This is a genomic window from Comamonas aquatica NBRC 14918 (assembly GCF_000739875.1).
In the GTDB taxonomy this organism is placed as follows: domain Bacteria; phylum Pseudomonadota; class Gammaproteobacteria; order Burkholderiales; family Burkholderiaceae_C; genus Comamonas; species Comamonas aquatica.
The window spans coordinates 12,021-26,116 of sequence record NZ_BBJR01000048.1; the positions used below are offsets into that span (position 1 = coordinate 12,021).

Annotated in this window: 17 protein-coding genes and 1 tRNA gene; 11 read left to right on the plus strand and 7 right to left on the minus strand. The window is 65.4% G+C overall.

What is annotated here, in order from left to right:
- Positions 1-8: 8 nt before the first annotated feature.
- From CA2_RS11175 to pth, 6 genes are all read left to right on the plus strand, one after another.
- Entirely contained in the window at positions 9-530 is a 522-nt protein-coding gene (locus CA2_RS11175) for an outer membrane lipoprotein LolB (protein ID WP_052369920.1), read from the plus strand.
- Between the two features lie 47 nt (positions 531-577).
- Entirely contained in the window at positions 578-1,438 is an 861-nt protein-coding gene (gene ispE, locus CA2_RS11180) for a 4-(cytidine 5'-diphospho)-2-C-methyl-D-erythritol kinase (RefSeq protein WP_042416870.1), read from the plus strand.
- A 43-nt stretch (positions 1,439-1,481) separates the two neighbouring features.
- Positions 1,482-1,558 (plus strand) — tRNA-Gln (locus CA2_RS11185).
- A gap of 42 nt (positions 1,559-1,600) precedes the next feature.
- Positions 1,601-2,560, plus strand: coding sequence for a ribose-phosphate pyrophosphokinase (locus tag CA2_RS11190; RefSeq protein ID WP_042416873.1), 960 nt, complete (start codon positions 1,601-1,603; stop codon positions 2,558-2,560).
- A gap of 129 nt (positions 2,561-2,689) precedes the next feature.
- Positions 2,690-3,307, plus strand: a complete 618-nt coding sequence (locus CA2_RS11195) for a 50S ribosomal protein L25/general stress protein Ctc (protein ID WP_042416876.1) — start codon at positions 2,690-2,692, stop codon at positions 3,305-3,307.
- Between the two features lie 120 nt (positions 3,308-3,427).
- Positions 3,428-4,069, plus strand: coding sequence for an aminoacyl-tRNA hydrolase (pth, locus tag CA2_RS11200; protein ID WP_042416879.1), 642 nt, complete (start codon positions 3,428-3,430; stop codon positions 4,067-4,069).
- A gap of 63 nt (positions 4,070-4,132) precedes the next feature.
- On the opposite strand, the gene CA2_RS11205 is transcribed toward pth, so the two are convergent.
- Positions 4,133-4,393 (minus strand): YfhL family 4Fe-4S dicluster ferredoxin, encoded by a 261-nt coding sequence (locus CA2_RS11205; protein WP_042416882.1) that lies wholly within the window; start codon positions 4,391-4,393, stop codon positions 4,133-4,135.
- Positions 4,394-4,581: 188 nt separating this feature from the next.
- Between CA2_RS11205 and CA2_RS11210 the strand changes: the two genes are divergently transcribed.
- The 5 genes from CA2_RS11210 (at position 4,582) to CA2_RS11230 (ending at position 9,883) form a co-directional block, all read left to right on the plus strand.
- Positions 4,582-5,544: an ABC transporter permease gene (locus CA2_RS11210; RefSeq protein ID WP_042416884.1), complete on the plus strand. Its 963-nt coding sequence runs from the start codon at positions 4,582-4,584 to the stop codon at positions 5,542-5,544.
- Entirely contained in the window at positions 5,541-6,389 is an 849-nt protein-coding gene (locus CA2_RS11215) for an ABC transporter permease (protein WP_042416886.1), read from the plus strand. The genes CA2_RS11210 and CA2_RS11215 overlap by 4 nt, the downstream gene beginning before the upstream one ends.
- 8 nt (positions 6,390-6,397) lie before the next feature.
- A complete protein-coding gene (locus CA2_RS11220) occupies positions 6,398-7,441 on the plus strand; it encodes an ABC transporter ATP-binding protein (RefSeq protein WP_042417018.1) in 1,044 nt (347 codons plus the stop codon).
- Positions 7,438-8,301, plus strand: a complete 864-nt coding sequence (locus CA2_RS11225; RefSeq protein ID WP_042416889.1) for an ATP-binding cassette domain-containing protein — start codon at positions 7,438-7,440, stop codon at positions 8,299-8,301. The genes CA2_RS11220 and CA2_RS11225 overlap by 4 nt, the downstream gene beginning before the upstream one ends.
- 82 nt (positions 8,302-8,383) lie before the next feature.
- Complete coding sequence (locus CA2_RS11230; RefSeq protein ID WP_042416893.1) at positions 8,384-9,883, plus strand: ABC transporter substrate-binding protein; 1,500 nt, start codon at positions 8,384-8,386, stop codon at positions 9,881-9,883.
- Between the two features lie 96 nt (positions 9,884-9,979).
- Here the strand turns inward: CA2_RS11230 and CA2_RS11235 are convergent, their stop codons facing one another.
- From CA2_RS11235 to nudB, 6 genes are all read right to left on the minus strand, one after another.
- Positions 9,980-10,630, minus strand: a complete 651-nt coding sequence (locus CA2_RS11235) for a LysE family translocator (protein ID WP_042416896.1) — start codon at positions 10,628-10,630, stop codon at positions 9,980-9,982.
- A 71-nt stretch (positions 10,631-10,701) separates the two neighbouring features.
- The gene (locus tag CA2_RS11240) at positions 10,702-10,917 is read right to left on the minus strand and encodes a hypothetical protein (protein ID WP_042417021.1); all 216 of its coding nucleotides are present in this window, start codon (positions 10,915-10,917) and stop codon (positions 10,702-10,704) included.
- 10 nt (positions 10,918-10,927) lie between these two features.
- Positions 10,928-11,809, minus strand: coding sequence for an EamA family transporter (locus tag CA2_RS11245; RefSeq protein ID WP_042416908.1), 882 nt, complete (start codon positions 11,807-11,809; stop codon positions 10,928-10,930).
- 96 nt (positions 11,810-11,905) lie between these two features.
- Positions 11,906-12,640 carry a GTP cyclohydrolase I gene (folE, locus tag CA2_RS11250; protein ID WP_042416911.1) on the minus strand — a complete coding sequence of 245 codons (735 nt, stop codon included), beginning with the start codon at positions 12,638-12,640 and terminating at the stop codon, positions 11,906-11,908.
- A gap of 59 nt (positions 12,641-12,699) precedes the next feature.
- Positions 12,700-13,503 (minus strand): endonuclease/exonuclease/phosphatase family protein, encoded by an 804-nt coding sequence (locus CA2_RS11255; protein ID WP_042416915.1) that lies wholly within the window; start codon positions 13,501-13,503, stop codon positions 12,700-12,702.
- The gene (nudB, locus tag CA2_RS11260) at positions 13,500-13,973 is read right to left on the minus strand and encodes a dihydroneopterin triphosphate diphosphatase (protein WP_042416917.1); all 474 of its coding nucleotides are present in this window, start codon (positions 13,971-13,973) and stop codon (positions 13,500-13,502) included. Before nudB ends, CA2_RS11255 begins: the two co-directional genes overlap by 4 nt.
- Positions 13,974-14,096: the final 123 nt, after the last annotated feature.

The following is a 14,096-nucleotide window of genomic DNA, read 5'->3' on the forward strand; positions in this document are numbered from 1 at the left end:
GCCCCACCATGTCCGTTCTTTCCCATCCCCTGGCAGGGCGCGCCCGCATGCTGGCCCTGGGTGCCATGTTGGTGCTCGCCGGCTGCAGCACCCCGCCGCCGCCCGCCGCGTCCGGCCCGCAGCAGCAAGCCTGGGCAGGCCGCATGGGCCTGCAGGTGCACGACCCGCTGGCTCCGGAGCGCTCCTTCAGCGCCTCTTTCCATCTGCAAGGCACGCCGGACAACGGCAGGCTGGACATTTTCAATCCCCTGGGCTCACAGATTGCCAAGCTGGAGTGGCAACCGGGTGTGGCATCCCTGCAGCAAGGGGACCGCATCACCGAATCGACGTCGCTACAAGAGCTGCTGGAGCGCAGCCTGGGCACACCGCTGCCCCTGGAGGCCCTGTTCGGCTGGCTGCGCGGCCTCCAGACCAGCGCACCAGGCTGGCAGGTGGACCTCAGCCGCTATGCACAAGGCCGCATCACGGCGCAGCGCCTGAGCCCGCCACCCACGGCCACCTTGCAACTGCTGCTGCAAGCACCCGAATAAGCCAAGAGGCAGGCCCTCTTTCGCGACACTTTTCTGCGCCACTCTCCATGCACACCTTCTATGACGTGCCGGCCCCCGCCAAACTGAACCTGTTCCTGCACATCACGGGGCGCAGGGCCGATGGCTACCACCTGCTGCAGTCGGTGTTCATGCTCATCGACTGGCAAGATCGTTTGCATTTCGAGCGCACGCACAGTGCCCAGATCTCCCGCCAGGACCTGAACCCCGAGGCCCCACCGCTTCCGGCCGACGACCTGTGCACCCGCGCCGCCCAGGCGCTGCAAGCCGCCACAGGCTGCACCCAGGGTGTGCGGATTGCGATCGACAAGCACATCCCGGCCCAGGCGGGGATGGGCGGGGGATCGTCGGATGCGGCCAGCACCCTGGTTGCCCTCAATCGCCTGTGGAACCTGCAGCTCTCGCGCACCGAACTGTCCCGGATTGGTGAACGCCTGGGTGCCGATGTGCCGTTTTTCATCCATGGACAGAATGCCTGGGTGGAAGGCATTGGCGAACACATCGCACCGCTCACTGGTGCCGCACAACTGCCCACCAGCGACTTCATCGTGGTCAAGCCCCAAGCCGGTCTGGATACGCAAGGCATCTTCACCGCGCCCAATCTGACGCGCGACACAAAGCGTGCTAGAATCGAAGACTTTGCTGCAGATCACTACGGTTTTGGCCATAACGACTTGCAGCCCGTCGCTGAAGCCTTGTGCCCCGACGTGAGAAAAGCGCGACAGCTGCTGGAATCACTGGGATTGCATGCTACAATGACTGGCTCAGGAAGTGCAGTGTTTGCACAAACCAGCAAAGCCATTGAATTGCAAGACGCACCGCGCGGATGGCAATTCAAAATTTGCAAGAATCTGGAAAAACATCCTTTGTTTCACTGGATACCAGAGTAGTCAAGCTACCGGTTGGTTGTTATCAACGACAATTGACCTGTGTAGGGGAGTCGCCAAGTTGGTTAAGGCACCGGATTTTGATTCCGGCATGCGAGGGTTCGAGTCCTTCCTCCCCTGCCAAATATCTTTATGCGTTCAAGCAAACCCAATACTGGGAAGCTCATGCAATCCAACAATTCTGAATTCGTGGTTTTTACGGGCAATGCCAACCGTGGCATGGCCGAAGAAATCGCCAAGCATCTCGGCACGTCTCTGGGCGCGGCCGATGTTGGTCGTTTTTCCGACGGTGAAGTCACCGTAGAAATCAAGCAAAACGTTCGTACCCGCGACGTGTTCGTGGTGCAGCCCACCTGCGCCCCCACCAACGACAACCTGATGGAGTTGCTGGTGATGGTCGATGCGCTGAAGCGTGCCTCGGCACAAAGCATCTGCGCCGTCATCCCCTACTTTGGCTACGCCCGCCAGGACCGCCGCGTGCGCTCCACGCGTGTGGCCATCACGGCCAAGGTGGTGGCCAACATGCTGCAAGCCGCTGGTGTCAACCGCGTGCTGACCATGGACTTGCACGCGGACCAGATCCAGGGTTTCTTCGACATTCCCGTGGACAACATCTACGCCTCGCCCGTGCTGCTGGGTGATCTGAACCAGAAGAAGTACGACGATCTGATCGTGGTCTCTCCGGACGTGGGTGGCGTGGTGCGTGCCCGTGCACTGGCCAAGCAACTGGGTTGCGATCTGGCGATCATCGACAAGCGCCGCCCCAAGGCCAACGTGTCCGAAGTGATGCACGTGATTGGCGACATTGATGGCCGCAACTGCGTCATCATGGACGACATGATCGACACCGCCGGCACCCTGGTGAAGGCTGCCGAAGTACTGAAGGAGCGCGGCGCGAAGAACGTGTATGCCTATTGCACACACCCCATCTTCTCCGGCCCTGCGATCCAGCGCATCACCGAAGGTTCGGCACTCGACGAAGTCGTGGTGACCAACACCATTCCTCTGAGCGCAGCCGCCCAGGCGTGCAGCAAGATCCGCCAACTGTCCGTGGCGCCGCTGTTTGCGGAAACCATCCAGCGCATCTCCACCGGTGACTCGGTGAGCAGCCTGTTCCAGGACTAAAGTTTTTCCTTCGGGATCCGTGACAGCCTCCTTCGGGAGGCTTGCGTTTTCCGGAGTTTCTTCCAAAGCCTGTGCTTTGGTCATCAACCGAGTGGGACTGGTCGCGGTCCACTCACATTGGAGTTAGTTATGCAAATCGCTGCAACATCGCGCAATCTGCAAGGTACGGGTGCGAGCCGCCGCCTGCGTATTTCCGGCAACACCCCTGGCATCCTGTTCGGTGCTGGTCAGGACGCACAAAAGATCGAAATCGATCACAACACCCTGTTCCACGCTCTGAAGAAGGAAGCTTTCCACACTTCGATCCTGGATCTGGACCTGGACGGTCAAGTCGTAAAGGCCGTGCTGCGCGACGTGCAGTACCACCCCTTCAAGCCCGCGATCCTGCACGTGGACTTCCAGCGCGTGGACGAAAACACCAAGGTCGAATCCAAGGTGGCCCTGCGTTACGAAGGCGCTGAGCAATCGCCCGCCGTGACCGTGGAAAACGGCACCGTGACCCCCCTGATCACCGAAGTGTCCGTGCTGGCTACGCCCGCCAAGACCCCCGAGTTCATCACTGTGGACCTATCCAAGCTGACCTCGAAGATCATCCCCGGTCTGCAAACCGTGAAGGCGCCTGCTGGCGTGAAGATCATTGCCCGCGGTTCCAACAAGAACCCCGTGCTGGTCGCTGTGAAGCTGCCCGAAGCTGCCGTGGCAGCACCTGTGGCCACAGCCGCTCCCGCCAAGAAGGGCAAGAAGTAATTCTTGCGCTTGGCGCCGGACAGTCCCGACGGACTGTCCCCCAACAATGGCCCGCCCTGTGCGGGCCATTTGTTTTGCACGGCCGCGCGGCACACGCGGCCCTGATTGGATAATCCGCACATGATCAAACTGTTTGTGGGCCTGGGCAATCCGGGGCCGGAATACGAAGACACACGCCACAACGCCGGGTTCTGGTGGATCGACGGGCTGGCGAGGGAACTCAAGGTGCACCTGCAGCCCGAGCGCAGCTACTGGGGGCTGGCGGCCCGCGCCAACGTCCAGGGGCAGACGGTGTGGCTGCTGCAGCCGCAGACCTTCATGAACCTGTCGGGCAAATCGGTGGGGGCCCTGGCGCGCTTTTTCAAGATCAAGCCCGAAGAGGTGCTGGTGGTGCATGACGAGCTGGATTTCGAGCCCGGCCAGATCAAGCTCAAGCAAGGCGGCAGCCACGGCGGCCACAACGGCCTGCGCGACATCCACGCCCAGCTGGGCAGCCCCGACTACTGGCGCCTGCGCGTCGGCATCGGCCACCCGGGGCAAAAGGGCGAGGTCTCGGGCTGGGTCCTGCGCAAGCCGCCCCAGGACCAGTGGCAGGCCATCCACGAGCAACTGGACCGCAGCCTCAAGGCCTGGCCCCTGCTGGTGGCCGGCGAGATGGACAAAGCCATCGCCCAGATCAACACCAACAAGCCACCGCGTCCCAAGCCACCGCGCAAACCGGCGCCCGACGACGCTGCCGGTGCGCCAGCGATCAAGGAATAAAAAAATAGCTGCTGACGCTTGACTGTCAAGCGTTAGCAGCTATTTTGACCGATATTTTCTAGGTCAGATCTTCTGCGCTTGCGCCTGCAGGCGCTCGAACTTCTGCAGCAGGCTGTCGCGGCTTTCAACAAAATCCGGGTTGACCGGAATGCAGGAGACCGGGCAGACCTGCATGCACTGTGGCTCGTCAAAGTGGCCCACGCATTCGGTGCACTTGTGCGGGTCGATCTCATAGATCAACTCGCCCATGAAGATGGCATCGTTGGGGCACTCAGGCTCGCAGACATCGCAATTGATGCACTCTTCCGTGATCATCAGTGCCATGGCACGCCTCCTGGGCACAGTTCGGCCCGCACGGCGGCCCAGGGGTCGGGGGGGGTCAACTCAGGCAACATGCACCGATTATCCCGCGCCTGTCCCCAGTGCCGTGCAGGGGGTCACTACGTCCATGCTTTGCACTGTGGGATTTGCCGCTATGCTCGGGGCCCGCGCCCCTCGCCTGCCTTGCCTTCATGAGTGTTTTCCTCGCCAAACGCCTGCTCACGCTGATTGCCACCCTGCTCGGGGCATCGGTCGTGGTGTTTGCCGTGCTGGAGGTCTTGCCGGGCAACGCCGCCCAGGTGCTGATGGGCCCCGATGCCGATCCCGAGGCCGTGGCTGCCATGGCCGAGCAACTGGGCCTGCACCAGCCCGCGCTGCAGCGCTACGCCCACTGGGTGCTGTGCTTTTTCACCGGCGACCTGGGCAACAGCTATGCCTATGGCTCGCCCGTGTGGGAGCTAGTGGGGGAGCGCCTGGCGCTGACCCTGCCGCTGGCCATCCTGGCCATGGCCCTGACCACCGTGCTGGCCTTGCTGGCGGGTGTGTATGCCGCCTCCCAGCACAACAAGCTGGGCGACATCGGCACCATGGGCCTGGCCCAGCTGGGCATTGCCATCCCCAACTTCTGGTTTGCCATCCTGCTGATCCTGCTGTTTTCCGTGAAGCTGCAGTGGTTCTCGGCCGGCGGGTTTCCCGGCTGGAGCGCCGAGATGGGCGGCGGCTTCTGGCCCGCGCTGCAAGCCCTGCTGCTGCCCGCCATCGCTCTGGCCGTGGTGCAGGCCGCCATCCTGGCCCGCATCACACGCTCGGCCGTGCTGGAGGTGCTGCGCGAAGACTTCGTGCGCACCGCGCGCGCCAAGGGCCTGAGCCAGCGCGCCGTGCTCTGGGGTCATGTGCTGCGCAATGCCATGATTCCGGTGGTCACCGTCATGGGGCTGCAGTTTGCCAACCTGCTGGCCGGCACCATCGTGGTGGAGAACGTGTTCTACCTGCCCGGCCTGGGCCGGCTGATCTTCCAGTCCATCGCCAACCGCGACCTCATCGTGGTGCGCAACTGCGTGATGCTGGTGGCTGCCATGGTCATCGTGGTCAACTTCGTGGTGGACGTGCTGTACGCGGCCATCGATCCGCGCGTGAAGGCCAGCGACCTATGAGCGCCACCGCCGCCTGGCCACAGCGCGCGCTGCGCCATCCCAGCCTGGTGGTGGGCGCCGCACTGACGCTAGCCCTGATAGCCACCGCCCTGCTGTCCTTCGTTTGGACACCGTGGAGCCCCTATGAGATGAACCTGGACGCCAAGCTGCTGGCGCCCAGCGCCCAGTTCTGGATGGGCACCGATGCCTTTGGCCGCGATGTGCTGTCGCAGATCATGGTCGGGGCGCGCAGCTCGATCGCCGTGGGCCTGGTGGCCGTGGGCATCGGCCTGGTCTGTGGCGTGGCCCTGGGTCTGCTGGCCTCGGCCCTGCGTGGCTGGACCGAAGAGCTCATCATGCGGCTGTCGGACTTCACCTTCGCTTTTCCCGCCATCCTGTCGGCCATCATGATGACGGCGGTGTTCGGCCCGGGCATGGTCAACGCCATCGTCGCCATCGGCATCTTCAACATTCCCACCTTCGCGCGCATCACCCGGGCCTCGGCGAACGCCATCTGGGCGCGCGAGTACGTGATGGCGGCGCGCGCCTGCGGCAAGCACCGCCTGAGCATCACCATGCAGCATGTGCTGCCCAACATCCTGGGCGTGCTGGTGGTGCAGGCCACCATCCAGTTCGCCCTGGCCATCCTGGCCGAGGCCGCCCTATCCTACCTGGGCCTGGGTACCCAGCCGCCGCAGCCATCCTGGGGGCGCATGCTCAGCGATGCCCAGACCCTGATGTTCCAGGCGCCGCTGCTGGCCGTCTTTCCCGGCGCAGCGATTGCCCTGGCCGTGCTGGGCCTGAACCTGCTGGGCGATGGCCTGCGCGACCTGCTGGATCCGCGCCTGTCCCGCCAGCGCCAGTGAGCCCCGCCATGCCCTTGCTTGAAGTCACCGGCCTCAACCTCTTTCTGCGCAGCTCCGGCCGCAGCGTGCAGGCGCTGCGCCACCTCTCGTTCAAGCTGGAACGCGGCGGTGCCCTGGGCCTGATCGGGGAATCCGGCAGCGGTAAATCGCTGACCGCGATGACGCTGATGGGCCTGCAGCCCCAGCAAGCCAGCGTGACCGGTAGCCTGCAGTGGGAAGGCCAGGAGCTACTGGGCAGCACCGAGCGCCAGTGGCAGGCGCTGCGCGGCAACCGCATGGCCATGGTGTTCCAGGAACCCATGACCGCCCTCAATCCGGTGCACACCATCGGCCGCCAGGTGGCGGAACCCATGGTGCGCCACCTGGGCCTGGCGCCGCGCGAAGCCCTGAAGGCCGCCACCGGCCTGCTGGAGCGCGTGGGCATCCCCGAGCCCTCGGTGCGCGTGCACGACTACCCGCACCAGTTCTCCGGCGGTCAGCGCCAGCGCATCACGATCGCCATGGCCCTGGCCTGCCAGCCGGACCTGCTGATCGCCGACGAACCCACCACAGCCCTGGACGTGACGGTGCAGCAGCAGATCCTGGACCTGATCAACGACCTGGTGGCCGAGCGCGACATGGCGCTGATCCTGATCTCGCACGACCTGGGCGTGATCTCGCAGAACGTGGACGACATGCTGGTCATGTACGGCGGGCAGATCGTCGAAAGCGGGCCCACGGCGGCCATCTTCCGCCACATGGCCCACCCCTACACCCGCGGGCTGATGGCGGCCCGCCCGCGCCTGGATGCCGCGCGCCAGCCCAGTGGCCAGCCGTATGCGCTGTTCACCATCGCCGGCAACGTGCCCGCCCTGCCCGATCTGCCGCGCGGCTGCACCTTTGCCGGCCGCTGCCCATTCACCGAGGCCCGCTGCTTCGAGGAGCGCCCGCAGCGGGTGGGCATTCCCAGCTTCCAGCCGCAGGAGGCCGAATACAGCAGCCTGGGCGTGCACCAGGTGCGCTGCCTGCGCCCGCAAGCCATGCGCCCCGGCAACACGGAGGCCTGGCAATGACCCCCGACAACCTGCGCCCGCCGCTGCTGCAGCTGCAGGACGTCAGCAAGACCTACCGCCTGCCGCGGCGCCAGCTGTGGCAGCCCGCCCCCCTGGTGCAGGCCCTGCACGGCGTGGATGTGACGGTGTACAGCGGGCGCAATGTCGGCATCGTCGGCGAATCCGGCTGTGGCAAATCCACGCTGGCGCGCCTGGCAATGGCGCTGGACAGCCCCAGCAGCGGCCAGGTGCTGTTTGAAGGCCAGGACCTGCACCGCCTGCCCCGCCCGGCCCTGCGCGCGCTGCGGCGTGACTTTCAGATGGTGTTCCAGGACCCCTACGGCTCGCTAGACCCGCGCATGACCGTGGCGCGGATCGTGGCCGAACCCCTGAGCGCCCAGGCCAACACCAACCGCCTGGAGCAGCGCGAACGGGCCGCCGAGGTGCTGGCCCAGGTGGGCCTGCACCCGCACGACCTGGACAAGTACCCACACGAATTCTCGGGCGGCCAGCGCCAGCGGATTGCGATTGCCCGGGCCCTGATCACGCGGCCCAAGCTCATCGTCGCCGACGAACCGCTCAGCGCGCTGGATGTCTCCATCCAGGCCCAGGTGCTGAACCTGCTGCTGGACCTGCAGCAGCGCTTTGGCATGACCTACCTGCTCATCAGCCACGACCTGGCCGTGGTCAACCACCTGTGCGATGAAGTGCTGGTCATGCAGCAAGGCCAGGTGGTCGAGCGCGGCACGCCCCACCAGCTGTTCACGCAGGCGCGCCACCCCTACACCCAGACGCTGGTGAACGCCGTGCCCCAGATTGCCCCGGGCCGCGCGCGGGCCCTGCGCCAGTTGCGGGCCAAAGCCCCGTCCAACTTGGTGTAAAAACGCGCATTGCTTGGCCGGGCCACCCCGGCCCGCCAGCTTGTTGACCCGATACCCAGAAGCCCCCCGGAGACCCGCCACCATGATCCACCGCCGCAGTTTGCTTGCCTCTGGCGCGCTTGCCAGCCTGACCACGCTCATGCCCATGGGCAGCTGGGCGCAAGCCAAGAAAGACACGGTGACGCTGGCGCTGGCGCTGGAGCCGCCGGTGCTCGACCCCACGGCCAGCGCCTCCTCGTCGATCGCCGAGATCACGCAGTACAACATCTACGAGACCCTCACCAAGATCAACCCCGACGGCAGCGTCTCGCCGCTGCTGGCCGAAAGCTGGGAGGTCTCGCACGACCTCAAGACCTACACCTTCCGCCTGCGCAAGGGCGTGCGCTTCCACAACGGCGAAGTCTTCGACGCGCTGGCCGTGAAGTTCTCGTTCGAGCGCGCCGGTGGCGAAAAGAGCACCAACAAGGACAAGCGCAGCTTTGCTAACCTGCAGGTGCGGGTGATCGATCCACACACGGTCGAGCTGGTCACCGAGGACATCGACCCCGACTTCCTGTTCGTGCTGGGCCAGGGCACCTCCATCATCGTCGAGCCCAAGAGCGCCCCCACCAACGCCACCAAGCCTGTGGGCACCGGCCCCTACCGCCTGGGCATGTGGCAAAAGGGCGCCTCCATCACCCTGGTGGCCTGGCCGCAGTACCGCGATCCGGCCAAGATCCGCATCCGCCGCGCCACCTTCCGCTTCATCCCCGATGCGGCCGCCCAGGTCGCTGCCCTGCTGGCCGGCGATGTGGACGCCTTCCCGCGTGCCACACCGCGCAGCGTGCCCCAGTTCGAGAAGGACGGGCGCTTCCAGGTCCTGGTCAGCGGCTCGCGCGCCAAGACCATCCTGGCCATCAACAACGGCCGCAAGCCGCTCAACGATGTGCGCGTGCGCAAGGCGATTGCCGCCGCCCTGGACCGCAAGGCCATCATCGAAGGTGCCGCCGAGGGCTATGGCGTGCCGATTGGCAGCCACTACGTGCCCGGCGCCTTTGGCTATGTGGACACCACCGGCATCAACCCGCACAACCTCGACAAGGCCAAGGCCCTGCTGGCCGAGGCCGGCGTGAAGCTGCCGCTGAAGCTGAACATGACGCTGCCCCCCGCACCGTACGCGCGCCAGGGCGGTGAAATCATTGCCGCCCAGCTGGCCAAGGTGGGCATCGAGGTCAAGCTGCAGAACGTGGAATGGGCGCAGTGGCTGTCCGGCACCTACGGCAACAAGCAGTACGACCTGACCATGATCAGCCACGTCGAGCCCTTCGACCTGGGCAACTTCGCCAAGCCCGACTACTACTGGGCCTACGACTCGCAGGCCTTCCGCGACCTGTTCGACAAGATCAAGCACACGCCCAAGCCCACGGACCGCGCGCGCCTGCTGGGCGAGGCCCAGCGCCTGCTGGCCAACGACGCGGTGCATGGCTTCCTGTACCAGCCGCAGTGGGTGACGATTGCCAACAAGCACCTGCGCGGGCTGTGGAAGGACATGCCGATTTTCGTCAACGACCTGTCGGTGATGCACTGGTCGGAGAAATCCTAATCACCAGCAACCATAGCGCCTGGCGCTGATGGAACAAGGGCTTCAGAGCAAAAACACTCTGACGCCCTTTTTTTATGCGCGCAAAGCGCTCCGTTTTTATTTGTCCACCGTCGCCAGGCGCACGGCCAGACCCAGGAAGACCACGCCTGTCAGGCGGTTAAGCCACCACTGCGCGCGGGCCGAGCCCATCAGCACCTGGCCGAAGACGCCGGAAAAACACGCCACGGCCGCGAACACCGGAAACGCCGCCAGCACAAACACCCCGCCCAGCACCAGCAACTGCAGGGCCACGCTGCCGCGCGCCGGGTCGGCAAACTGCGGCAAAAAGGCCAGGAAGAAGATCAGCACCTTGGGGTTGGTCAGGTTCATCACCACCCCGCGCCCGACCAGGCGCCAGGCCTGGGCCGCATCCAGGCGGTCGGCGCGCGCCGTCTGCACCTGCGGCAGCGCGGACCGCTGCGCCGGGGCCCGCAAGGCCCCCCAGGCCAGGTACGCCAGATAGGCCGCGCCGCACCATTTCAACAGTGTGAAGGCCAGGGGCGATGCGGCCAGCACCGCCGCCAAGCCCAGCGCCACCGCCAGCGTGTGGCCCAGCACGCCCAGGCACAGGCCCAGCACCACGCACAGGCCCACGCGCCAGCCGCGCTGCACCGACTGCACCAGCACAAACAGGTTGTCCGGTCCCGGGCTGAGCGACAGCAGCAAGGCTGCGCCATAGAAAGCCACCAATGTTTCCCAAGCAGGCATGTGTCAGGCGCCGTGTGGCGCTTCGCAAAAAATGCCATTGTGCAGGCGCCGCGCGTGCGCCACAACCGGCGTCAGCGCGGTGGCACCTGGCGCTGCGGACGGCACTGGGGGTTGTTGAAGGGCCCCTCCGCCTGCGTCCAGCCCTGGCGCGGCATGAACTGCGCGCACACGCGCTGGCCGTCGACCTTGCTGGTCCACCAGTACCAGGGCGCCGGCGCGGCACGCGCGCCCTCCAGGCCCATCCACAGCAGCAGCGCGCCGCTGCAACTCACAACATATCGCAGCATGCGGGCCACTTTACCCCAGGCCCAGCGCCGTCACCCCCATGGCGATCAGCACCGCCCCGACCATGCGCACCAGGCGGTCGCCCTCCCGCAGCAGGTGGCCACCAATCAGGGCCGCGAACAGCATGGACACCTCGCGCGCCGGCGCCACGTGCGAGATGGGTGCGCTTTGCATGGCAAACAGCACCAGCACATAGGCCACCGGGCTGACCACGGCCACCAGCAGCGCCCAGCGCCACTGCACCATCCACAGCACACGGGCCTCGGGCAGGTTGCGCAGCACCACAGGCGACAGCAGCAGCACACGCAGGCAGCTGCCCAGGTAGTCGATCAGGATGGGGGACAGCAGCAGCACCTTGACGCCATAGCCATCGACCACGGTATAGGCCGCAATGAACACCCCGGTCAGCAGGCCGTACAGCAGACCCTGGTGCAACCGCAGGCGGGCCTCCGGGTCCTGGCGCGCGCGCAGCAGGCCCGGCCCCCCGGCGATCAGGAACACGCCCAGCACCACGCCGGCCACGCCCAGCAGGCCCAGCTGCGAGATCTCCTCGCCCAGCACCACGATGGCAAACAGCGAGCTGATCAGCGGGCCGCTGCCGCGCGCCAGCGGATAGACCACGGTCAGGTCGGCATGGCGGTAGCCGCGCAGCAAAATCACGTAATACGCCAGGTGCAGCACCCCGCTGACGGCCACCAGGGCCCAGGCCTGCCAGCCCCAGTGCAGCACCACATCGTGGCCCACCCACCAGGCCAGGGGCGCCCAGACCAGCACCAGCAGCAACGAGCTGAAGAAGGCGAAGCGCGCATCACCGCCGGCTTTCTTGGCGGCAATGTTCCAGCCGGCATGGATCAGGCCGGCCAACAGAATCAGGGCGAAGGCTTGCAGTGACATAGGGACCCGGGGCAGCGCCAGCGGCGCCGTGCCCACGGAGCGCAGGCAAGAAAAAGGCTGCGGGGTACGCAGCCGGAATGAAGGGGGAAACCGCGCTTACTGGCGCCCGGGGATCAGGGCCAAGAACTCGCGGCGCAGCGTGGGATCCTTGAGGAAGGCGCCGCGCATGACCGAGTTCAGCATCTTGCTGTCCTTTTCGCGCACACCGCGCCAGGACATGCAGAAATGCGAGCATTCCATGACCACGGCCAGGCCGTCAGGTCGGGTTTTTTCCATGATCAGGTCGGCCAGCTGGATGATGCCTTCCTCCTGGATCTGGGGGCGGCCCAGCACCCAGTCGACCAGGCGTGCGTACTTGGACAGGCCGATCACATTGGTGTGCTTGTTGGGCATCACGCCGATCCACACCTTGCCCATGACGGGGCACAGGTGGTGGCTGCAGGCGCTGCGCACCGTGATGGGGCCGACGATCATCAGCTCGTTCAGGTGCTTGCCGTTCGGGAACTCGGTGATCTTGGGCGGCTGGTGGTAGCGGCCGGCGAACACTTCCTTGAGGTACATCTTGGCCACACGGCGGGCCGTGGCCTGGCTGTTGTGGTCGTTGGCGGTGTCGATGACCATGCTGTCCAGCACGCCCTGCATCTTGGCCTCGACCTCGTCGAGCAGCAACTCCATCTCGCCGGGTTCGATGAAGTCGGCGATGTTGTCGTTGGCGTTGAAACTGCGCCCTGCTGCCTGCACCCGCTCACGAATCCTGACGGAAATGGGTGTGCCCTGCGGGTCTCCACCAGCAGGCTTTTTATCGGATGCAGCAAGCAAATCTGTAAACATGGGCGGGATGGTAACAGTGAATCAGCGGGCCGACAGGCGCCATGGAATTAGCAATCGGCTCAGAGTTTGAACTCGGCAATCAGGGGCAAATGGTCGGACATGCGCCACCAGATGCGGCCCTGCGGCACCACCAGACTCAGGGGTTCCAGCCCGCGCACGTAGACATGGTCCAGCTGCGCCAACGGCAGGCGTGAGGGGTAGGTGAAGCTGCTGCGGTCGCCCTCGTATTCGTGCAGGCCGAAGCCCGCCAGCATGCGCTTGATGTGGTTGCCCCAGTCGTTGAAGTCGCCGGCCACCACAACGGGAGCGCCAGGCGGCACCTCGCGTTCGATGAACTGGTGCAGTTGCTGGATCTGGCGCACCCGGCTGCCAGCAATCAACCCCAGGTGCACCACCACGGTGTGCACGGCGCGGCCGTGGAACTCCACCTCGGCATGCAGCAGGCCACGCTGCTCGAAGCGGTGGTCCGACACGTCCAGGTGCTTGACATCGCGCACCGGCCAGCGCGACAGCAGGGCATTGCCATGCTCGCCATCCTTGGTCACGGCATTGGTGCGGTAGACCGCCTCATAGCCCTCGGGGGCCAGGTACTCGGCCTGGCCCACGGCGGGCCAGCGCTCGAAGTACTGGGCCTCGCGGCGGTTCATCTTGCGCACTTCCTGCAGGCAGACGATGTCGGCATCCAGTTGCTCCACGGCCAGGCTCAGGTTGTGGATCTCCAGCCGGCGCGTGGGCCCCAGGCCTTGCACCCCCTTGTGGATGTTGTAGGTGGCCACGCGCAGGATGCGCGGCTCCGGCGGCAGCAGGATGCCCGACGGCGTGGACGGTGACAGCGGCGACAGGGTCGGTAACTCAAACGTCATGCAGCGACAAAAGCAGGCAGATGGAGGATGGCTTCGGCATTCGACGGGGCGTAGCAGCGGTCTGCCGCTTCACGCCAAGCATGCCAAGCAAATGCGGTGTGCTCCCGGGGATTCAAGGTGACGTGGGTGTAGGACGCCACCTCCAGCCCGAACACGCGCTCGGTGTTCATGCACACGCCCGGGGCGTAGCGGTGCAGCCACTGGGGATAGATCGGGTAGGTGTTCTCCAGTTCCCAATCGTGCAGGCGGCAGCCCGGTGCCGTGGCGTCGATGCCGGTCTCTTCCTGGACCTCGCGCACCGCCGCGGCCGCCCAAGGCTCGTCCTCGGCATCCAGGCTGCCGGTGACGGACTGCCAGAAAGCCGCCCCCAGGCCATTGCCCAGCGCACGGCGCAGCAGCAAGACCTGCAGATCCGGCGTGTAGATCACGACCAGCACGGAGCGTGGAATTTTGTAGGGCTGGCACACCATGGCGGCATCTTCGCACCGGAAGCCAGGCCCTGGATGCAAAAAAGCCTTTGCGTCACCGCAAAGGCTTTTGGAGCGTTTCATGGCTTCAGCGCTTTTCTGTCAAGCACCAACAGCTATGAATTT